We start from the raw sequence: 21621 nt of genomic DNA on the forward strand, positions 1-21621 counted from the left end.
GCGGCGCTCAGCCGGCGGCCTGCCAGTGGAGCGATCCCGGCTCCTCGCGGAATGCGAAGCGCAGAAGATGGCTTTCGATGACCGATTTCGTATCCGCGAGATCGGCCGCATCGGGCGACCGGGCGCGGATACTCAGGCCATCCGGTGTGGCCTGGAGATAGCCGGTCCCGCAGGAAAACCGGAGTTCGGCGCGATCGCCCGCCTGCTCGACGTCGATCTTGTGGGCGAAATGCTTGCAGAGCTGCGTCAGGTATTTCTGGCCGTCGTCCGTTGCAAAGTGAGTGGTCGCTTCTTGCATCTGGAACTCCTGTCATCAGGCTTTTACTGCCGAGGCGGCCCGGGATGACCGCCTGAGCGTCTTGGGCGACCGCCGTGGGGAGGACACGGCAGCCGCGATCACGGACCGTCGCCCTAGAACGTCGCTCTTGCGGTCAGGATGAAGGAGCGGCCGGGTTCGTAGAGCGGCGTCACGTTCCCGAACTCCTGGCCGTAGGTCGCCCGGTCCGAATAGGTTTCGTCGAAGATGTTCTTGAGTTCGGCGCGCAGCGTCAGGTTCGGCCGCTGCGGCGGCACATATTCGACAAACGCGTTGAAGACCTCGTAGCCCTCGAAGGGCTTGCTGCCGGCGGCGACGTCGTCGTAGTCGAGTGTGATTTCCGCATCCGCGCCGAAGGTCACACCCCAGTCCGCCAGGGTGTGGACCGCCTGCAGGGTGATGATCTGGCCAGCGGGTGCTGCCAGATAGGTGCCGACATCGGAGTCGGCGGGCTTGCCGTCGATTTCGACGTCGATGTTGGCGTATTTCACCTTGAAGTAGCCATCGCCCCAATTGTAGCCGCCGCCGATTTCGAATCCGCGCGAGCGAACGTCATGGGCGGCGATGCCGAGATCTGCCCGGAAGCGCGGTGCGCGCGCATCGTCGAGATCGGTCTGGAAGACACTGCCTTCGACCATGAAGCCGTTGTAGTTGGCCTCCAGTCCCAGGACGTAGTTGTCAGCGGTTACCGGCTTCGGACCGTTGCCATAGTTCCAGTTGGGATTGATGATGAAGTTCTCGGCAAGCGGGATACCGGCCCAGACATGTGAGTAACCGGCCTTGGCCGTCAGAAGATCCTCGATGAGATCATACTCGCCCGAGACATTGCCACTGAAGCCCGAGTTGGTCCAATCCTGGCCCGTCGTTCCGGTAAAGTGCTGGTTGTCCCCTCTCGCGCCAAAGGAAAGGCGCGTTCTCTCCCAGGGCTCCAGCCTCGCCTGCGCGTAGAGGCCGACATTGCGCGCCTTCTCGGTACCGGGATCGTAGAGATCCTCAAGCTCCGCCTTGTCGCTGTAGAAGTCGATGCCGGCGATCACATTGCCGATGTCGAAGGAGAACTTGTTCTCGAACTTGCCGTTGAAACTATCCGACGTGCCGATAGCGTCATAGGTCGTCGGAACGCCCGGTCCCGGCTTCGGGAAGATCGGCAGATCGACCTCCGTCTTGCTGTAGGCAAGCAGGAGTTTCGGGTCCCACCATCCGTCCGGCGTGCTGTCGGTATAGGTGAAGACGGTGTTCTGCCGATCGAGCGTGTAATCGCGGATGCGCGGCTCCCACGGCTTCGGGTTCGAGATCGAACCTACATTGGCGCGGAACGGCCGGGGCGCATCGTCATTGATACGGTCGTAACTGATTTCGAAACGGTCGCCGCTGTCGAACTCGTAGGCGAGCTTGCCAAGGCCGCTCAGCAGATTGGTGCTGGTGCCGTCGACCTCCTTGCCATTGCCGGCGGTGAAATCGTTGCCCTTGCCGAAGCTGAAGTAGCCCAGGAACTCGAGCCCCTCCTGCATGCCATAGGCGGAGAGCCCCGTGGTCACCGTATCGCTGTTGAAGTTGTAGCTGGATGTAACGAAACCACCGAAGCCGTCGACATCCAACAGATCGCGCGGATCGATCGTTTCGTAGGCGATCGCACCGGCGAGCGCCCCCGGGCCGGCATCGGCCGGCGCAACGCCGGCATCGACGCTGACGGCCTGAAGGAGGCCCGGGTCGATGAGGTTCGTGCCATTGTGGTGGAAGACCTTGTTGTTCTGGCGGCCGCCGTCCATGGTCACGGCAAGGCTCGTTTCCTCGATGCCGTGAACGTAGACCTTCTGCGACATCGGCAAGGAACTACCGACGGCGATGCCCGGCTCGCCTGAGAAGACGTCGGCAATGTTGGCAGGGTTCTTCAGCTTCAGGTCCTCCGACGAGATGACGATCTCGCCGGCGCCGAGTGGTCCGCTGCCAAAGGCGGAAATCGGATCGAGGACCGTGGCGCCGGAGGCATCAACGCCCTCGCTGCCGCCGGCCGCCGTCGTCGAACCGATCAGGGCCGTTCCACCCGATACCCTGTAGGAGATGCCGGTGCCCGCCAGCAGCTGCGCCAAAGCCTGCTGCGGCTCCAGGGTGCCGCTGACGGCGGTCGAGCGAATGCCCTGCGACGTCGCCGCAGCCAAGGTCACCTGCAGACCGGATTGGCGCCCGAAGGCATTCAATGCGCTCGCAAGCGGCTGCGACGGAATGTTGAAGGTGCGAGCCGTGCTGACGCGCGAAGTGGTCTGTTGGGCGGAGGCGACGGAAACGGGCAAGAAGGCAAGGGAGGAAAGCCCGACAATCGCCGTCGTTGTCAGCAGGCGCAGACCTGCATAGCTATGTCCTGCATTGAAAGAAGGATGTCCCTTGCGGCATTTCGGCGAACTCATTTTACCCCCGTCTCGATGATCCGCGCGCTGCCTCTCGGGCAGGCGCTTCGGACCAAAGACGACGGGCTCCGGATTTTTTTTCACCGGTCCGCGATTTTTTCTTGAATTTTTGAGTCCAAATTAAAATTGCGTCAGAACGCGACCATAGGACGTAACCTCGCGAACCTTGCCACCAAACGGCTGCACCAATGCCTGAAGAGCGTGGTCTGGATCTTTGAGATCATAGACGCCCGTCACCCGTCGCGACGCAAGTTCGGATTGCGGGATGGAGATCCAGGCGGAATGGTAGCGTTGCAGCCGCTCGGCGGCAGCGGCAACGGTGACGTTGTTGACGAACATCTTGCCGCTGCGCCAGGCGCCGATCTCTTCGGCCGCGATCGCACTTCGGGTGACCGCACCCGTCGCATGCGCCACCGTCGCCATTTCTCCCGGCGCGAGCTCGAAGTTCTGCTTGTGGTCTTTCCCGCTGTACGAGACGGCTACCGTGCCATGCGCAAGCTCGACCGTCGTTTCCGTACTCGCGAGTTGCACATCGAAGGACGTGCCGAGAACCGAAACCTGCACCCCGCCGGCATCGACGACGAAGGGACGAGACGGATCGCGTGCAACATCGAAATAGGCTTCGCCCTTGAGAAGCCGGACGTGCCGGGCGCTGGCGCCGATCTCGGTGGCGATGGCACTGCCGCCTCCCATCTGGATGGTCGTGCCGTCCTCCAGCGTGATCGTTCTGCTCTGCGCGGTCTCGGTCACATGATCGGCCTGCCACCAGATGAGCAACGAGGGGAGTGAGACGAACAGCAACAGGCAGGCGGCGAGCGTCATGACCGCCGTGCCGGCGACCAAGGTTCTGGCTGCCCAGCGCTTCGGCTGGTGGATGGTTGCTGCAGGCGAAACCAATGGCGCTGCGCCACGCCAAAGGTGTTCATGAACCGGCGGCATTTCTCCGAGCAGCTGCCAGGTTTTCAACGCCGTCTCCCAGGACCGGGCATGCAGTTCCGATCGGCCCAGCCAGGTCCGGAACCCGACTTCGGTCTCCCGACAGTTCGGACGCGCCTTCAGTTCGAGAAACCAGTCCATGGCCTCTTCGAGCAACGCCTCCGGTATGTGGTTGTCCTTGGTCAAAGCTCTGCCTGCCGGTTACTATCTGACGAGACACTAGCGGAATCACTTGGTCTGTCACAAAGACGAATTACTTCGGATTTTTTTTCATGCCGGTCCCAAAATTCTAGGAGGCATCCCCCGCCAGAATTGTCGCCACCCGCGTCATGGCGGTGCGAACATGGCGATGTGCGGTTGCGACCGAGATGTTCAGGTGAGCGGCGATTTCCTCCAGGGTGTATCCACCGAAACGGTGCATCTCAAGGGCCACGCGGACGTCCGTGGGAAGGTCGTCAAGGACGCCGGAAATGCGCCGGATCTCGTCGCTCACCACAGCGATGTCTTCGGGCGTCGGCATCTCGATCGGCATCGACCAGAACGGCGGCTCGTCCTGTTCCTCCCGCGCCTCTAGCTTCCGACGCTTGAGAAGATCGAGGCACAGATTGCGGACGATCCTGTAGAGATAGGCAGGCGAGAGGCCCTGGGAACCATTGTTGGTATTGGCCGGCGCGAAGCGAATGAACGCCTCCTGCACGATATCTTCGGCAGTCTCACGCGACCCGACGATGCGCGTGGCATAGGCGACCAAAGCAATACGATTGGCGAAATAGACCTGATGGCGCGTTTCCATATCGACCAAGGCGTCTGATCCGAACAAAACAACTTCGATGTGGCGTCCAGCGTTGTTCGCACTGCCTGCCGCGACGCGATCGATGGACCGGATGGCCAAACGAACGCGACGTCTCTTAGCACGCGGAAATAAACTTGTCTGTAATAGTCATGTTATTTTTCGAGGCAGCAGGCGACACGTTACCGCCGAGCCTGAGTGCCACTGGCCGGGAACCGTATCCCGTTGCAGGAGCGGAACTTTTCGCCGCGATGGCCATTGCCCTTCTGAGCACGAACCGTGTCAACCGGACGCGGCAGGGATGGCGAACATGGCGGTTTTTCCGGTTTCTCGCCACGGCCAACGAAACGGCAGTCGAGCGCCCAACCTGTCCGGTTCGTCTCACTTTCTCACCGAGATTCAAGGCGCAATACCGCCACCCTCGACACGCAACTCCCTGACGAGCTCGATCAACGCCCGCAGCTTTGCCGGCACGTGTCGTCGGCCGGAGAAATAGAGGCACAGGCCGTCATAGGGTGGCGTCCAATCACTGAGAACCTGCACCAGTCGCCCGGCGGCGACGTGCTCCTGGACCGCGTGGTCGGAGAGATAGGCCAGCCCCGCGCCACACAGCGCCGCCTCGAGCATCAGCCCGCTCTCGTCCAGAATGAGCCGTCCGGGCACGTCGATCTCCACACTTTCGCCATGACGCGAGAACTCCCAGTGATAAATCTTGCCGCTCGCCATGCGCGCCCGAATGCAGGCATGGTTCAAGAGGTCGGCCGGTCGCTGCGGCGCCATTCTCTCCCGGAAATAGTCCGGCGACCCGACGACGATCATCCGCGACTGGCGCGTGATCGGCACGGCGATCATGTCCGGCGGCACCGCCTCAACCAGCCGGAAGCCGGCATCGAAGCCGAGGGCGACGATGTCGACAAGCGCGTTGTCGGTCGCCACCTCCACCGCCATTTCCGGAAAGCGCCGGAGATATTCCATGAGCAGCGGCTGCAAGACCATGCGCGCCGCACCGGGTGAAGTGTTGAGCCGAAGCGTCCCGGTCGGCCGCGCCCGAGCTTCCGTCACCCTCTCGACGGCGCCGTCGATCGCGGCAAGCGCCGGCAGCACCTCCGCCACGAAGGCTTCGCCCGCCGCGGTCAACGCCACCGATCGTGTCGTCCGGTTGAACAGGCGGACGTCGAGCCGCTCTTCCAGTGTCGATACGGCATGGCTGAGCGCGGAGGACGACACGCCGAGTTCCCGGGCAGCGGCCCGGAAGCCGCCGAGCCGCGCGATCGTCGTCACCGCCTCTAGTTCGGACAGACTGGGTCTCATTGCACTATTTTCCTCATCAACCTGTCTATGATTGATGATCTTATCCTGGCGACCGTTCCGGCGCATATCCCCTTCATCGCAACAGGAAACCGAACGATGAAGATGATCGAGCAGATCTATGTCGATGGCGCTTTCGTTACCCCCGAGGGCAGCGAGCGTTTCGAACTTTTCAATCCCGCCACCGAAGAGAAGATCGGCGAGGTCCGCCTCGGCGATCAGCAAGACGCCCGCGCCGCTGTCGCAGCCGCCAGGCGCGCCTTTCCGGCCATGCGGCGCACGACACCCGCCGAACGTATCGCCATGTTGCAGGCGCTGCGCGACGCCGTCGCGGCGCGCGCCGATGCCTTGCATGAGGCCATGGCGACCGAATACGGCGCACCGCAGTCCTTCCTCGCCTTCTCGGTGCCACATGCCGCGCGTGTTTTCGACGTCGCCGCGAAGACGGTGGCCGACTATGCCTTTACCCGGCAGATCGGCAACGCCACAGTCGTCATGGAACCGGTTGGGGTTGCCGCCGCAATCACCCCCTGGAACAGCAACATCGGCTTCATTTGCACCAAGCTCGCCACCGCCATCGCGGCGGGCACGACGATCGTGATCAAGCCATCCGAGATGAGCGCCATCCAGACCCAGACACTGCTGGAAGCGCTGCACGAAGCCGGCCTGCCGCGTGGCGTGCTCAACGTCGTCAATGGTTATGGGCATGTCGTCGGCGCCGAGCTCAGCCACAACCCCGGCATCGCCAAGATCACCTTCACAGGCTCGACCATCACCGGACGCACGATCCTTCGAACCGCTGCGGAAAACTTCAAGCGCGTGACCTTGGAGCTCGGCGGCAAGGGTCCGCAGATCCTGCTCGATGATGCCGATCTCGATCACGCCATTCCGCACGTGCTTGCTTCCGCCTTCCGCAACAGCGGCCAGGCCTGCATTGCTGGTACCCGGCTTCTGGTGCCGGAGCGGAGGCTAGCGGACGTGACTTCGCGTCTTGCCACCGCCGTCTCCGCATTGAAGGTCGGCCCTTCGAGTGACCCGGCCTCGGATATCGGCCCGATGGTGAGCGCCAGACAATGGCAGCGCGTGCAGTCCTATATTCTCCTCGGCCAAGAGGAAGGAGCAAAGCTGCTGGTCGGCGGCGAAGGTCGCCCGCAAGGGCTCGATCGTGGCTGGTTCGTTCGCCCCACCGTCTTCACCGCTGTCACCAACGACATGCGGATTGCGCGGGAAGAAATCTTCGGGCCCGTGCTCAGCATTCTTGCCTATCGCGACGAAGATGAGGCGGTCGCCATCGCCAACGACACGGACTATGGCCTGCAATCCTACGTTCTCGGCACGGATGTGGAACGTATGCGCCGCATCGCCGGCCAGCTCGAGGCCGGACGCGTGGTGCTCAACGAGGCGCCGGCGGATGCCCAGGCTCCCTTCGGCGGCTTCAAGCAATCCGGCATCGGTCGCGAATTCGGGCCTTTCGGCCTCGAAGCTTTTCTCGAGCCGAAGGCGATCATTGGCTGACGGGCGATCCCCCGTGTTCAGGCGACCTGCGCGCCGGCCTTCGGCGCGTTTGCCAACGCGACCGTATTGCGGCCCATGTGCTTCGCCTCGTAGAGAGCCGCGTCTGCTTTTTGCAGCAGCTTTTCAAGCGTCGTTTCGGCCGCAAGCGCCGAGGCGACGCCCAGGCTTGCCGTCACACACCCATTGCCAAGTCCGCGATGTGCAATGGCGAGCCGTTCGATCGCCGTGCGGATACGCTCGGCCATCGCCAGCGCCTGCAGCGGCTCCCGATCCGCCGTGAGCACCAGCATCTCCTCACCGCCGAAGCGGAAGACGAAGGAGGCCTCGTCCACCGTGTCGCGCATGCATTGCGAGACGGCGCGGATGCAGGCATCACCCTCGATATGGCCGTGAACGTCGTTGAACCGCTTGAAGTGGTCGATATCCAGCAGGATTGCCGAAACCGGCGCCAGGCGCGGCGCGTCGTTCCACAGCATCTCGCCAACCCGCGCCAGCGAACGGCGGTTCAACAGTCCCGTCAGTTCATCCCGCTCGGCATTGCGCTCAAGCTGGCGGTAGAGAAGGCTGCCCCTCAACTGGTTGAGAAAATTCTGCCGGTCCTTCTGCTCCAGGAAATAGGCGCTGACCGCCAGGAAGATCGACAGCGTCAAGTAGAAGGTGATGATGCCGGAATAGGTGACATCGTCGAAGGCACCGGTCAGACGCGTGGTGGTGAAATGGGAGGCGCACATCAGCGCGAGCCCGATCACGACGGCAAAGAAGCGTGGCCGCAGCGCGATGACGAAGAACAGGAAAGCGGCGGAATTGCCGTTCTGATAGACGAACAGGTAGGAGCTGGTGCTCTGCGTGGCCGCGGCCATCGGCAAGGTGACGCCCAGCACCGCGATCGCCACCGCCAGAACGTCGTAGAGAAGCGCATTCGGCCAGCGGCGCACGGCCAGGATACAGCCGATGACGAAAGGCGTGAACACCAGGAAACGGGCAACGAGCAGCTCGTTGAAAACGTCGGGCATCATCGTACGATCGCCGAAATAGACCAGATCGTAGATGAAAACGCCGATCACGCCCCAGATCACCGTGAGCCGCACACGCTCGGCCGCATATTCCTTGCGGAACAGCGCCTCGATCTCCGGCGAGAATTGCAAATAACGAAAGCCGCGCGCGATCTGGTTCTCTACCTGGTCTAGCGTGACGACGCTCATTACCAATTTCCCCGGCTGCGGAAGGTCACCAGCAAACTGGCAGAGAAAACTGAATATTCGTCTAAAGTTAGTTCGGTTCGCCGCTGATGTGCCGAGCATTGCAGGCACGGTCAGTCTTCGGGCACCTTGATCAGCACCGTCGCGGCGGCCTCGATCGGCCTGCCGTCCTGGGTGCGGATGTCGAGCTTCACAGGCAGTCCGGTTTCCTTTTCGACCAGCAGGGAATGCTCCTCGCCCGGCTGAAAGAGGTGCCTTTCGCCGAACTGGCGCAAGGCGACCATCACCGGAAAGAGGTCTCGACCCATCGCCGTCAATTGGTACTCGACACGCGCTTTCGCCTCACCGACGGGAACCGTCTCCAGGATGCCGCGGTCCACCAGCGTCCGCAGGCGCTCCGTCAGGATGTTCTTGGCAATGCCGAGGCTTTTCTGAAAATCGCTGAAGCGTCGTAGTCCGTCGAACGCATCGCGCACGATCAGCAGCGACCACCAGTCGCCGATCGCGTCCAGCGATCGCGCGCTGGGACAGTAGTCTCCCTTGAGGCTTCTGCGCGCCACCATACGAACTTTCCTCTCTCATATGCCACGAGATTTTGGTTGTATTATGAAACCAAATTGGTATCCATTAATTTGGTTTCATTATTAAACCGAAATAAGGAAGAAGTCCAATGGATGGCAGAACTGCTGCGGCGTCGATCGATGCCGCAAACGACATTGCGCGCCCAAATGCCGGAGGTGCCACGGCATCACCGTTGACGCGGCCGATGATGACCCTCTTTGCCCTCGCCTCCGGCCTTGCGGTCGCCAACGCCTATTTTGCCCACCCCCTGCTCGATGTGATGGCCGCCGACCTCGACCTTTCGCAGACCAGCGCCGGCTTGATCGTCGGGGCGACGCAGGTCGGCTACGCCCTCGGCCTGGTCCTGCTTGTTCCTCTTGGCGACCTTTTCGATCGCCGCAAGGTGATCATCATCCAATCCCTGCTTTCCGTGGTCGCGCTCGGCTTCGTGGCCGTTTCGGCCAACGCCGAAATGCTGATGGCCGCGATCGCGACGGTAGGGATGCTTGCCGTCCTGACGCAGGCCCTGGTCGCCTATGCGGCCAGCCTGGCTCAGCCATCGGAACGCGGCCGGGTGGTCGGATTTGTCACCAGCGGCATCGTGATCGGCATCCTGTCCGCACGCACTGTCGCGGGCCTTCTGACGGATCTCTCCGGCTGGCGATCGGTTTATATGGCATCCGGCGTCGCAACACTCCTGATCGCGGGCCTGCTGTACAGGCTGCTGCCGCAGCAGAGACGGGAAACGAGCAAGCTCAGCTACCCCCGCCTTGTCGGCTCCACCTTCAAGCTGATTTGGCAAGAGCCGGTGCTTCGTGCCCGCGGCGTGATCGCCATGCTGATTTTCGCGAACGTGACGACGCTGCTCACCCCGCTTGTTTTGCCGCTGAGTGCGCCACCGTTCTCCATGTCGCATACTCAGGTCGGCCTCTTCGGCCTCGCAGGCATTGCCGGAGCGCTGGCCGCTTCGCGGGCGGGCCATTGGGCCGATCGCGGATTTGGCCAGACGACGACCGGGATTGCGCTCGCGCTCATGCTTGTCGCATGGCTGCCGATCGCCTTGCTGAACCAATCCATCCTGTGGCTGATCGCTGGTGTGCTCGTGCTCGACTTCGGGCTCCAGGCGGTCCACGTGACCAACCAGGCCCTGATCTATCGCGTTCGTCCGGAGGCGCAGAACCGGCTGACGGCTGCCTACATGCTCTTCTATTCGCTCGGCAGCGCGACCGGCTCCTCGCTCTCCACGGTCGCCTATGCGCATGCGGGCTGGAACGGCGTCTGCCTGATGGGCGCGGTGATCAGCCTCGGTTCCCTGATCTTCTGGCTGGCGACAAGGCCTTCGAGATCTCGGGAGGAAGGCGCAGCGTTGAGCGGTTGAGCGACCGCTGCGACAGCGGCAAAGTTGGCCCAGCCAACGAGAAGCCCCGCACCAAGGCGGGGCTTCTGAGGGAACGGGCGACCACCGCTGCTCGTCGTTTATGCGGCAGGCTCAAAGTCGGTCGAAAGGGACACGGCCCGCCATTGGGCAAGGATTTGTGCGTCCGATGCATGCTTGGCTTCGATCGCGGCCACCGTGTCGCTGCCAAGCGGCAGCCGCACCGGCGGATTTTCCGCGTCGACGAATGAGATCAGGACATCCGCCAGCTTGTCGGGATTGCCCGGCTGATTGTGGCTGATTTCCTTCGCCTTGTGGCGAACGATGCCGGCCGTTTCTGCATAGTCGTCGATTTCGATCGGGCTTACGCTCAGTGAGGTCGAGTCGAGGAAGTCGGTGCGGAAATAGCCGGGCTCGATCGCCGTTGCATGGATCCCGAGCGGGGCAAGCTCTGCAGCGAGCGCTTCAGTCAAGCCTTCGACCGCAAATTTCGTCGAGCAATAAACCCCGAAGCCAGGGCCGCTGCGATAGCCGCCGACCGACGAGAAATTCAGGATGCGTCCCGAACGCTGGCGGCGCATATGCGGCAGCACGGCACGGGTGACGGCCAGCAGACCGAAGACGTTGGTGCGATAGAGGGCCTCGATCTCGGCACCGCTTGCCTCTTCGACCGCACCGAGCAAACCGTAGCCGGCATTGTTGACCAGAACATCGATCCGGCCGAAGCGTGCAATCGCCTGCCCGGCGGCCTGATGCGCCTGGGGCTCGTCGGTAACATCGAGCGCCACGGCCAGAAGGTTGGGCTGCTCGCCGAAACGCTCGACGATCGCCTTCGGATTGCGCGCCGTCGCGACAACCTGATCGCCCTTGGCGAGCGCCTTTTCGACAATGAGGGCACCAAATCCGCGGGATGCGCCGGTAACGAACCAAGTATGCATGTGAACCTCCTGTTTGTGTCGCCGCTCCATCGTCGGCGGCTGAGAAGGTTTTACCGCGTCACATCTACTGAGATAATCGACTGGATTCTCCTTGAGTTGCTGAGTAGGATTCATCAATGAGAACCGTATCGCCTTCAGACCTGTCCTCCTTCCTTGCCTTGGCCCGGCAGCGAAGCTTCCGCCGCGCCGCCGACGAACTGGGCTGCACGCCGTCGGCGCTCAGCCATGCCCTGAAGGCGCTTGAAGAACGGCTCGATCTCCGCCTCTTCAACCGAACGACCCGCAGCGTCGCGCTGACGGAAGCGGGCGAACTATTGCTCGCGCGCGTCGCCCCCGCTTTTCGCGACATTGAAGACGCTCTCGATGACCTCAACAACTTCCGCGGCACACCGGTCGGGCGCTTGAAACTCAATGCGGCGCGCGCCTCGGCAAAGATGGTGCTTCTGCCACTGGTCGCGCGCTTTCTCGAAGCCTACCCGAAAATCAGCATCGAGATCGTCACCGACAACGACCTCGTCGACATGGTCTCGGAGGGTTTCGACGCCGGCGTTCGTTTCGGTGAAATCATCGCGCAGGACATGATCGCCGTCCCGATCGGGCCGCGCCAGCGCACCGCGATTGTGGCGACGCCTTCCTTCTTCGAGCGCTATCCAAAACCAACCGCTCCCGATCACCTGAGGGAACTCCCCTGTGTCGGGCTGCGCTTCGGCAGCGGCCGCCTCTACGCATGGGAATTCGAGCGCGGCGGCGTGGAACTTCAGGTCGAAGTGAGCGGCCCCCTGATCGTCGACGACCAGGACCTGATGGTGGACGCGGCCCTTGCGGGCGCCGGCGTAACCTTCACCTTCGAAGATCAAGTGCAGTCACTGATAGACGGGGGGAGGCTTGTTCGGGTGCTCGAGGATTGGTGTCCCTACTACGGCGGCCTCTATCTATACTATCCCAGCCGCCGGCAAATGCCCGCGGCACTGCGCGCCTTCGTCGATTTCATCAGGACCGCGGGTAGCGGGCCCGCCAAAGGCTAGCGCGAAGCTGATTCATGGACCGACCGCGCCGCGGCCGGACCATGATGCCGTCGCTTCCGGTCAGCGCCGGAACAGGCGAATGTGCCCGACGCAGGGCTGTCCTGGCTTACGCCCTGATTTCCGCTTCGAGCGACGCTGCCTCTGCGACGGCCAACGCAGCCATGGCAAGGGCAGCTTCACGCGTCGCGGCCGCCGCGATGAAGCGGCCATTGTGGCAGAAGCTTGCGCCCTTGACCCCGCAAGCCGCTTCCAGTTCGCCGTTGGTCAGGCCGGCCCAGGCTGCGGGCAGGTCTGCGCGAAGCTCAAAGCCCTCATCGGCCTTGCGGATGCCCGTCAGGCACCAGTCTTTGTCGCGCGGGTGAACGACGAACAACAGGTGATCGGCGCCGGACTTCACCACGGCCGGACGGAAGGGCATGCCCATCGGCAGCTCGAGAACTCGGCCATCCCCGGCACGGGCGATTTGCTGGAGGACGAGTGCCTCGGCCCTGAGCTTGGCGGCGCGCTGCGCGACGCCGGCCTCGACGAGCGTGCGGGCGATCGCCAGGGCCGACTGAAAGCCGCGATCGTCAGCCTCCGGGCCGCCCTCGTCGAACACCGGCTTCAAGGTTTCCAACAATGCTGGCAGCGTCAGCCCGGCAAGCGGTCCGGCAGCGGAAGGGTCGAGCGCACCATTGTCCACCAGATCGACCGGAAGCACGAAACGTGCGTCAAAGGCCGCATGCACCGCCTCGATATGGTCTTCAGGAACGCCTGAAGCGACGAGATAGTCGCGGCCATAGTGCTTCCAGATCAGCCCGAACGAGCTGTAGGGCTGACCGTCTTCTCTGAGCGGCGCGCCGCGTTGGTGATGATCGAAGATACCGGCCGCAGCGTCATACAGGCCACCCACATCGTAGACGATGCGATCCGCACCGGGCTTGATCCACTCCGGAGCCCGACTGCGGATCAGGCGCGCCTGCGGGAAGAGCCGTGTGAGAATGACGGTGGACAACAGCTCGTCGGCGTGAAAGCCACCGGAATGGGTAACGAGAAACTCTGGGATCATCCCGATTGGCCCTATGGTTCGTTGAATACGGAGCGCACCACATAGCCATTGCGCGCCACCACCTCAACCCACCATCGCTCCATGCCTGCCTGGAGGCCCGCATGCGCCAGCTGGTGCTCTCGGCGGGAGAGGCCCCGAGCGAACCTACTCCAGATCCATCGTGGTGAAGACCCGGCAATTGTCGGGTGCGGGCGTGCCCTTGCAAATCTGCGCATCGACCAGTTGATCCACGGCGAGCGTGTTCGTCACCAGAAGCGCCTTGAACAATTGCCAGGGACCCGGGTTGCCATCCACATCGCGCTGGCCCTCGGCCAACTTCTGGTATCGCACGCCCATTTCGTCGTAATAAGCCGCCAGCTTTTTGCTGCCGGTCCCGTTTCCAGTCACCGTCGGAATGTTTGCCACGGTCGTTTCCCCTCCGGCAAGCCGTCGAACGCCGGACGCGAGCACCAGAGCGCATGCCTCGGTGCATGCTCCCTGCGAGATCGCCGCGCCGATGAAATCAGCGCCTTTACCGTCGTTTGCCGTACAGTTCTCCTGGTCCCTCTGGCACCCGATGAAGATGGTCGTGCCCACGGCCACGCTCAGCTTGTTCTTGCGGATGAGGCGCCCGACTGCCATGGCAGCAGCCGTATCGCCGCCGGGAGAGGCAAGGACCAACGGCAGATTCCGGCCTCCGAGCGTCTTCAAGGTCGCCTTCAGCAACGCCGGCGTTTTCGCACCGATGACGCCTTCGGCGGAAATCCATTCCGGACATGTCGGCTCGCAAGCGGACTGGTTCGAACGCACAACAACGAACCGCATCTGCTGTTCTGACGCCATTGCCGGCTGCTCGATCGACAGACCTGGCGTCGTCAGACACATCAGCAGCGCCGCCCGCCAAAGGCTCGCCAAGACCCTGCGCAAAGAGAACCGCCCCACTGACATCCCTATCTCCAGCCTAGCGCTTCAGGTCCGACATGATGAAAACCCGACAATTGGCGGACGCCGGCACGGTCCTGCAGGTCTCGACCGAGGTCAGCAATTCGACCCCACCCAGTTGCGTGATCAACTTCATCTGCGTCATCGCGACGGGTTCGATCTTGCGCATATCGGAGGCGGGCGTGATCTTCATCAGATCGATGACGGCACGGCTGACGCCCATTTCCGCGAGATAGGCCACCAGTTCACGCTCCTGCGCCTTGCTCATCTCGTAGATCTTGCGGCTGCCGAGATTCTTGCGACTGACGACCTTCTTGCTGGTGATCTTCTTCTTGCCGTTGACGATACGATACTCCTCCCGATACCGCGTCTGGGTCTGAATGAAGACGGTGGTGATCTGGTGAACGCCCAGATACGCCCACTGGCCGACCACGCGCCGGGTGCCACCGGCCAACATCAGCGGACAGGCCGAATTGCAGTAGGCTTCGCCCGAATAGGCGGTACCGATATAGCGGGCGCCCTTGCCGTCGTTGTCGCGGCAATCCTTCTGCTGCGGCTGACAACCAACGAAGCGGGTCTTCCCGACCGCCACTTCAAGCTTTCGCGCCCTGATGAGCCGCCCCAGCGCCAGCGCGGCACCGACGTCTCCGCCGGGTGACGTCACCACGACCGGCAGGCGGCGGTTGCCAATGGATTTGAGCAGCTTCTTGAAGCGCGCCGGGCTTTCGCGAGCGATCGTCCCTTCGGCCGATATCCACTCCGGACAGGTTGGCTCGCACCCTGGCTGACCGCTGCGAACCACGAAGAACTGCATGTCGGCACCACCGGTCGGCGCCGCTCGAACCGTCGCTGCGGGGGCCAAAAGCCCAACCAACAGACAGACAATGACCACTGAACGCGAGAATACTTCTCGTGGAAACGCCATGCCGATCAAAAACTGTACCTCTCCCGACTGGGCCTTCGCCGGCGGCCAGGATGGAGCGATCTCGCCCGATCCCTTCCACATCAGCGCGGTGTGCGGCGCCCCGCAATTTTCATGCTGTAAATATGACTATCAAAACAAACAGTTCTTTGTCTCCATTGCCGAGATCGTGCCCTTGGACCGCGAAAGGAGAATGAAAGTTGCGTCAGCCAATAATGAAACCAACGATAGCATGGAGCCTGAATTTAAGGCAACAATCATATACACGAAATCGGCCGCCGGAGCGATGCGATCGACCCGCCCAAGACACTGCAGAGAGACGATAGTTGTTCGCGCGGCAGCGATCACACGCCGAGGGGCTGGATACGTCGCCAACGCTTTGACAACATAGGCGCTCAAGGCAGGATTGCGATTCGATGACGATTTTCTTTAAGGCAGCACTTTCCGACGACGTGGCATTCGGAATGATCGAGCGGTGTTTTTCCGATCCGGACGACTATGACGCCTATCTCGATATCTTTGGCGACCACACCGAGCGGACCGTTTCATGGAGCAAGGGCCGATCGGTTGACGAGTTCAAGGCGGAAATTACCGAAGCCTTGCGAACGGCCTGGGAGAGCGCGCCTTTCTGGCAGGTGTACGAACGGCGCGAAGACCGGGACGATGCCGGAACCAATGAAATCCGCCGCGCTGCCATCAATCTGACGCGCACCTATGGCGGCGTGATCGTGATCACGTTGAGCCTGCTTGGCAGACGCAGCAGCACGCACGATCTCGAACTGGTGTTTGTCTGCTTCCAGGAAGATGCCCAGCGCCGGAATTTTCGCGTGCGCTACGATGGAAAATTCATTCCTGCCTGACGCCTTGCGCGGCGCAGACATTACAGCGCCACGCGTTTTATCAGACGCGCAAAGGTCGCTGTAACACTTTGATTTGCTGCATGTCTTTATCCTTTAATCGAGGTCGATTGAAGGAGACATGCAACTTCTCCGACCAAGCGCTGATCGTCTGCAGCACGCTTCCCCGATCAGCCACACCTGCGCCTACTTCAGGAAGGCTCGGAAGCGCCGCATGGCAAAGGCGAAGAGGATGGCGCCGATCAGCAGCAGGGCAAGAAGCTGCGGCCAGACCACGTCCAGCCCGGCATCGCGAAACAGAACCGCCTGCGCCAGAATGACGAAGTGGGTGTTCGGCGTAGCCAGCATGATGTTCTGGATGATCTCGGGCATGCTTTCGCGCGGCGTCATGCCCCCCGAGAGCGCCTGTAGCGGCAAGAGCACAAGCATCAGCAGCAGGCCGAACTGCGGCATGGAGCCGGCGATCGTCGCAAGCAGGATGCCCATCGAGGTCGTTGCAAAGAGCTGCAGCGCCGTTGCCAGCAGGAACAGGGCGAACGAGCCCTGCACCGGAACCGCAAGCGCGCCCTTGACCACGAAGATCAGAGAGATCGCCGAGGCGAGCAGCACCACCAGCCCCATCGACCAGACCTTGCTGACCATGATTTCGAACGGGGTCACGGGCATGACCAGGAGGTGCTCCACCGTCCCGTGCTCGCGCTCGCGGATAAGGGCGGCCCCCGTGAGCACGATCGACAGGATGGTGATGTTGGTGATGACGTTCATGACAGCGCCGAACCAGCCCTTGTTGAGTTCGGCATTGAAGCGGGCGCGTAGCACGAGATCGACGGGCAGCGGTGTCTCGCTGCGGTGGCGATCGAGGAAGCCCGAGACCTCGCCGGTGACGATCTGCTGGATGTAGCCGTTGCCGGAAAAGGCCTGGCTCATGCGCGTCGCGTCGACATTGAGCTGGATCGTCGGCGAGCGACCGGCCAAGAGATCCGTCTGGAAATTCGGCGGGATGTCGAGTGCGAAGGTATCGAGCCCCTGATCCATGCGACGGTCCATTTCCGCAGGCGTGATCATTTGCGGCGGCACGAAATAGGGCGGATAGAAAGCCGTCGATATTCGCGTCGAAACCGGCGAGCGGTCCTCGTCGACGATGGCGATGGCCGCACGGTTCAATGTTTCCGGCATCGCGGTCGAGCCCGTATAGACCGACAACGTAAAGGAATAGACGATCAGGATCAACAGGATCGGATCGCGCCAGAGCCCCCAGAGTTCCTTGATGCCGAGATGGTAGATATGGGACAGGCGCATCGTCACCTCGCCTGCTTCTTGAGGGATAGCGTGCCGATCGCGAGCAGCACGGGCACCGCGATCAGCATCGGCACGAAGGCACCGCCGAGATCGCCGAATCCGAGTGCCTTGGAGAAGGTCCCGCGGGCAATCGTCATGAAATGGGTGGTCGGGTAGATCTGACCGATGAACGCGCCTGCCCCTTCGAGCGAAGAGACCGGATCGATCATGCCGGAATACTGGATTGCCGGAATGAGCGTCAGGATCGCCGTGCCGAAGATCGCCGCGATCTGGCTCGACATGAAGGTCGAGATGACGAGCCCCATCGCGGTTGCTGCCGAGACATAGATCAGGCCTGCTGCCGTCCAGGCGAGCAGACTGCCGGTGAACGGCACCCGGAAGACGAAGATCGCGAATGCCGTCAGCAACACGAAATTGAGCATTGCCAGGGCGATATAGGGGATCTGTTTGCCGATCAGGAATTCGAGCCGCGTCACTGGCGAGACATAGAGATTGACGATCGAGCCCAGCTCCTTCTCGCGCACGACGCTGAGTGCCGAAAGCATGGCCGGGATCAGCATCAACAGCAGCGGGATGACCGCCGGCACCATGGCGACGATGCTCTTGACGTCAGGATTGTAGCGGAAACGCGTCTCGATCTTGAAAGTGCCGGCGGTTGCGGCCGCCCCGTAGCGTTCGCGGATCTTGCCGGTCAGCCAATGGGCGTGCAGCCCCTGGACGTAACCCTTGACCGTTTCGGCACGGCTCGCCATCGCACCATCGATCCAGGCAGCGATCTCCACCGTATTACCTCGTGCTGCGTCCCGGGCAAAACCCGGCGGGATCTCGATCGCCAGGCTCAGTTCGCCATTACGCATGCGCCGGTCGAGATCGGCATAGTCGGTGATCGGATCCTTCTCGATGAAGTAGCGCGAGCCGGCAATCTCGAGAATGTATTCGCGGCTGGTCGTCGTCTGGTCGCGGTCGAGCACCGCGAAGGTCAGGTCCTCGACATCCATGTTGATGCCGTAGCCGATGACGAACATCAGGATGACCGTGCCGATCGTGGCAAGCGTCGCGCGGATGGGATCGCGCACCAGTTCGAGCGCCTCGCGGCGGGTATAGCTGAACATCCGCCCGAGGTCGAAGAATCCCTGTCTAGATGACCGCGTCGTCTCGGCATGCCGTTCGGCAATCGGCTCCAGCGGAGCCTTTGCCCTGACCACTGCGGGCGCCGGCTGCTTTGCCCCGGCGATCGCCTCTTCCAGATAGGCGATGAAGGCTTCCTCCAGTGTCGAGGCGGAACGGCTTTTCATGATGCCGGCCGGGGTATCGCTGACGAGCACCTTGCCCGCATGCATCAGCGACATGCGATCGCAGCGCATCGCTTCGTTCATGAAATGGGTGGAGATGAAGATCGTCACCTGATCGTTGCGCGAGAGATCGACGAGGATCTGCCAGAAACTGTCGCGCGCCACGGGATCGACGCCGGATGTCGGTTCATCGAGGATCAGGATATCGGGTGAGTGGATCAGCGCGACGGCAAGTGAGAGCCGTTGGCGCACACCGAGCGGCAAGGCGTCCGGCAAGGCGTCCATCACGTCCGCGAGATCGAAGCGCTTCGCCAGTTCCTCGATCCGTTTGGGAATGCCGTCCATGCCGAACAGCTTGGCGTGCAGTTCCAGGTTCTGCAGGACCGTGAGCTCGGTATAGAGCGAGAAGGCCTGCGACATGTAACCGACGCGGTGGCGTACCTCCATGTCGCGCGGGTCGACCTCACGCCCAAAGAGCTTTGCCGTGCCCTCGCTGGCGGCCAGCAGGCCCGTCAGCATCTTCATCGTTGTCGTCTTGCCACAGCCGTTGGAACCGAGGAAGCCGAAGATCTCGCCACGGCCGATGCGGAAACTGACATTGTTGACAGCAACGAAATCGCCAAAGCGCATGGTGAGGTTATTCGCCTCGATCGCGATGTCGTCGCTCGCGCCTTCTGGGCGCGGCGGAATGACGACGTCGTGATGCTCGCCCCTGATCTCCTCGGGAAGGAGCGCGATGAAGGCGGCGTCGAGCGTGCCGACGCCGGTCTTTTCAAGCAGTTGACCGGGCGTGCCCGTTGCCAGCACCCGGCCCGCATCCATCGCAACCAGCCAGTCGAAGCGGGCGGCCTCCTCCATGTAGGCGGTCGCCACGATGACGCTCATGCCCGGCCGATCGGCACGGATGTCGTCGATCAGCTCCCAGAACTGCCGCCGTGACAAGGGGTCCACGCCCGTGGTCGGTTCATCGAGGATCAGGAGATCGGGATCGTGGATCAGCGCGCAGCAAAGTCCGAGCTTCTGCTTCATGCCGCCGGAGAGCTTGCCCGCGGGACGCTCGGCGAAGGGGGCAAGCCCGGTGCTTTCGAGCAGGCTGGCAATCCGCCTCTCGCGCTCCTTGCGATCGTGGCCGAAGAGCCGGCCGAAGAAGTCGACATTCTCGAAAACGGAAAGCGTCGGATAGAGGTTCTTGCCGAGGCCCTGCGGCATATAGGCAATGCGCGGGCAGGTCCGGCGCCGATGGCCGGCATCGGCGATGTCGCCGCCAAGAACCTCGACACGGCCCGCCTGCACGGCACGCGCACCGGCAACGAGAGACAGCAGGCTCGATTTCCCAACGCCGTCCGGCCCGATCAGCCCGGCCATACAGCCGGACGGGATGTCGAGCGTCACGTCGGCGAGCGCCTTCGTCTTGCCATAGGAAAGCGTGACGGCGCTTAAGCGAACCACGGGCTCTGCCGGCGGCAGGCCGGCCCGATCAGGGGCTGCCATCACTGCACCAGCGTGCCGGTCTGGCTCGCCGGCCACTCTGCATTCGGATCGACCTTCACATAGGCCACGCCCGGAAGGCCGGTTTTCACCATGCGGATGTACTTCTTCAGAAGATCCTTCGGAATTTGCGCCTTGATGCGGAAGGTCAGCTTTTGCCGTTCCTCGGCCGTCTCGACCGTCTTCGGCGTGAACTGCGCGACGTCGGCGACATAGGAGACCTTGGCGGGAATGATGTATTGCGGCGCGGCGTCCAGCACCAGCCGGACATCGCTGCCAATCGAGAGACGCCCGGCCTGATCCGTCGGCAGGAAGAACGTCATGTAGACATCACCGAGATCGACGAGATTGAGCACACGGCCGCCGGCCGCAAGCACTTCGCCGGGCTGAACGACGCGATACTGGATACGGCCGTCGCGCGGCGAGACCAGGGTGCTGTCGTTGATGTCGGCGATGATGCTTTCGACCGACGCCTTGGCCGCCTCGACTGCGGCCTGGGCATCGACGACCTGGGACTTCGCCGAATTGATCGCCGCATTAGACGCAGCGAGCGAGGCCTCCGCGGCACTGGCGGCAGCGCGCGCGCCCTCGGCCGTGGCCCTGTCGTCGTCGAGCACCTGTTGCGAAACGGTGCTCGTCTTCACGAGTTGCTCGGAGCGGGCGAGCCGCCGTTCGGTAGCGTCCAGTTGCGCGCGCCGCTGCGCAAGCACGGCTTCGGCCGCGGCCTTTTCCGCTTCGCGCTGCGTTACAAGGTTCTTCGCCGCTTCGACGCTGATGATCGCACGCTGCCGCTGCGCTTCGGCCTGCCGCTTGTGCGCCTCCAACTGCACGGTATCCATCTGGGCGAGCACCTGGCCGGCAGTGACGAAGTCGCCCTCATCCACCAGGATTTCCTTGATCCGGCCCGCCGTCTTGGTCGAGATGTCGATCTCGACGGCCTCGATGCGCCCGTTGCCGCTGGCGATCCCGGCAGGCAGCGCGTTGCGATCCATGTTCTGCCAGGCATAGTAGCCGCCTGCGAGCGCCAGGATGACCAGACCGACCAGGAGCCAATTCTTCCGGGCTTTTTCCATTTCAGCGTCCCACCATCAAAACAGACCACGAGAATAGCCCGCGACCACTTAAACACAACCGGGAATAGGCCAGACGGACGAGGCTGCCGCATTGACTCATGTCAATTGCGGGTCAGCCGCGTTGGAGCTGAAAGCTTGATTGCAATGAACGGCTGGTCGGTGAACTCGGTTCCCGCAGATCGTCCCGGCGCCAAAGGCAAGGCTAGCGGTAACGGCGGCTGCCGTGAAGCGGCTCGGAACGTGACGCCAGGATTTGGGGCGACGTGCGTAGGGCCGCGGCCGTGCGAAATCCAGAATGGCACTGCACATTTTTTCTCTTATAACGAGCATTTCGCCGAGGTTGTTAGTTGGAC

The 21621-nt window shown here is 62.4% G+C and carries 19 protein-coding genes; 5 read left to right on the plus strand and 14 right to left on the minus strand.

Going from position 1 to position 21621, the window contains the following annotated elements; translation table 11 throughout:
• Positions 1-7: 7 nt before the first annotated feature.
• The 5 genes from PWG15_RS30530 to PWG15_RS30550 form a co-directional block, all read right to left on the minus strand.
• On the minus strand, positions 8-298 hold the full coding sequence (locus PWG15_RS30530; protein ID WP_275025302.1) for a DUF2218 domain-containing protein: 291 nt from the start codon (positions 296-298) through the stop codon (positions 8-10).
• 113 nt (positions 299-411) lie between these two features.
• Complete coding sequence (locus PWG15_RS30535) at positions 412-2721, minus strand: TonB-dependent receptor (protein WP_275025303.1); 2310 nt, start codon at positions 2719-2721, stop codon at positions 412-414.
• A 120-nt stretch (positions 2722-2841) separates the two neighbouring features.
• A complete protein-coding gene (locus PWG15_RS30540) occupies positions 2842-3843 on the minus strand; it encodes a FecR family protein (RefSeq protein ID WP_275025304.1) in 1002 nt (333 codons plus the stop codon).
• 103 nt (positions 3844-3946) lie between these two features.
• Positions 3947-4450 carry an RNA polymerase sigma factor gene (locus PWG15_RS30545; RefSeq protein ID WP_275027270.1) on the minus strand — a complete coding sequence of 168 codons (504 nt, stop codon included), beginning with the start codon at positions 4448-4450 and terminating at the stop codon, positions 3947-3949.
• A gap of 396 nt (positions 4451-4846) precedes the next feature.
• Positions 4847-5758 carry a LysR family transcriptional regulator gene (locus PWG15_RS30550; RefSeq protein ID WP_275025305.1) on the minus strand — a complete coding sequence of 304 codons (912 nt, stop codon included), beginning with the start codon at positions 5756-5758 and terminating at the stop codon, positions 4847-4849.
• 96 nt (positions 5759-5854) lie between these two features.
• Between PWG15_RS30550 and PWG15_RS30555 the strand changes: the two genes are divergently transcribed.
• Positions 5855-7270 carry an aldehyde dehydrogenase family protein gene (locus PWG15_RS30555; RefSeq protein ID WP_275025306.1) on the plus strand — a complete coding sequence of 472 codons (1416 nt, stop codon included), beginning with the start codon at positions 5855-5857 and terminating at the stop codon, positions 7268-7270.
• 17 nt (positions 7271-7287) lie between these two features.
• Here the strand turns inward: PWG15_RS30555 and PWG15_RS30560 are convergent, their stop codons facing one another.
• Entirely contained in the window at positions 7288-8472 is a 1185-nt protein-coding gene (locus PWG15_RS30560; RefSeq protein ID WP_275025307.1) for a GGDEF domain-containing protein, read from the minus strand.
• Between the two features lie 110 nt (positions 8473-8582).
• Complete coding sequence (locus PWG15_RS30565) at positions 8583-9032, minus strand: winged helix-turn-helix transcriptional regulator (protein WP_275025309.1); 450 nt, start codon at positions 9030-9032, stop codon at positions 8583-8585.
• A gap of 107 nt (positions 9033-9139) precedes the next feature.
• On the opposite strand from PWG15_RS30565, the gene PWG15_RS30570 reads away from it, so the two are divergent.
• Positions 9140-10408: an MFS transporter gene (locus tag PWG15_RS30570; protein WP_275025310.1), complete on the plus strand. Its 1269-nt coding sequence runs from the start codon at positions 9140-9142 to the stop codon at positions 10406-10408.
• Between the two features lie 98 nt (positions 10409-10506).
• Here the strand turns inward: PWG15_RS30570 and PWG15_RS30575 are convergent, their stop codons facing one another.
• Positions 10507-11343 (minus strand): oxidoreductase, encoded by an 837-nt coding sequence (locus PWG15_RS30575; protein WP_275025311.1) that lies wholly within the window; start codon positions 11341-11343, stop codon positions 10507-10509.
• Positions 11344-11459: 116 nt separating this feature from the next.
• On the opposite strand from PWG15_RS30575, the gene PWG15_RS30580 reads away from it, so the two are divergent.
• Positions 11460-12368 (plus strand): LysR family transcriptional regulator, encoded by a 909-nt coding sequence (locus tag PWG15_RS30580; protein ID WP_275025313.1) that lies wholly within the window; start codon positions 11460-11462, stop codon positions 12366-12368.
• Between the two features lie 106 nt (positions 12369-12474).
• On the opposite strand, the gene PWG15_RS30585 is transcribed toward PWG15_RS30580, so the two are convergent.
• From PWG15_RS30585 to PWG15_RS30595, 3 genes are all read right to left on the minus strand, one after another.
• The gene (locus PWG15_RS30585; RefSeq protein WP_275025315.1) at positions 12475-13416 is read right to left on the minus strand and encodes an MYG1 family protein; all 942 of its coding nucleotides are present in this window, start codon (positions 13414-13416) and stop codon (positions 12475-12477) included.
• 144 nt (positions 13417-13560) lie between these two features.
• Positions 13561-14322, minus strand: coding sequence for a hypothetical protein (locus tag PWG15_RS30590; protein WP_275025317.1), 762 nt, complete (start codon positions 14320-14322; stop codon positions 13561-13563).
• A gap of 34 nt (positions 14323-14356) precedes the next feature.
• The gene (locus PWG15_RS30595) at positions 14357-15151 is read right to left on the minus strand and encodes a COG3904 family protein (protein WP_275025319.1); all 795 of its coding nucleotides are present in this window, start codon (positions 15149-15151) and stop codon (positions 14357-14359) included.
• Between the two features lie 109 nt (positions 15152-15260).
• Between PWG15_RS30595 and PWG15_RS30600 the strand changes: the two genes are divergently transcribed.
• Together PWG15_RS30600 and PWG15_RS30605 are read left to right on the plus strand one after the other, a co-directional pair.
• The gene (locus PWG15_RS30600) at positions 15261-15650 is read left to right on the plus strand and encodes a hypothetical protein (protein ID WP_275025321.1); all 390 of its coding nucleotides are present in this window, start codon (positions 15261-15263) and stop codon (positions 15648-15650) included.
• Positions 15651-15675: 25 nt separating this feature from the next.
• Positions 15676-16119 carry a hypothetical protein gene (locus PWG15_RS30605; RefSeq protein ID WP_275025323.1) on the plus strand — a complete coding sequence of 148 codons (444 nt, stop codon included), beginning with the start codon at positions 15676-15678 and terminating at the stop codon, positions 16117-16119.
• Between the two features lie 183 nt (positions 16120-16302).
• Here PWG15_RS30605 and PWG15_RS30610 read toward each other — a convergent pair whose 3' ends face one another.
• From PWG15_RS30610 to PWG15_RS30620, 3 genes are read right to left on the minus strand one after another with little or no spacing between them, the layout of a single operon-like run.
• The gene (locus PWG15_RS30610; RefSeq protein WP_275025324.1) at positions 16303-17415 is read right to left on the minus strand and encodes an ABC transporter permease; all 1113 of its coding nucleotides are present in this window, start codon (positions 17413-17415) and stop codon (positions 16303-16305) included.
• Positions 17416-17417: 2 nt separating this feature from the next.
• Complete coding sequence (gene rbbA / locus PWG15_RS30615; RefSeq protein WP_275025325.1) at positions 17418-20198, minus strand: ribosome-associated ATPase/putative transporter RbbA; 2781 nt, start codon at positions 20196-20198, stop codon at positions 17418-17420.
• On the minus strand, positions 20198-21268 hold the full coding sequence (locus PWG15_RS30620; protein ID WP_275025326.1) for an HlyD family secretion protein: 1071 nt from the start codon (positions 21266-21268) through the stop codon (positions 20198-20200). The genes rbbA and PWG15_RS30620 overlap by 1 nt, the downstream gene beginning before the upstream one ends.
• Between the last annotated feature and the right edge of the window lie 353 nt (positions 21269-21621).

The organism is Ensifer adhaerens (genome assembly GCF_028993555.1).
Classification (GTDB): Bacteria; Pseudomonadota; Alphaproteobacteria; order Rhizobiales; family Rhizobiaceae; genus Ensifer; species Ensifer adhaerens_I.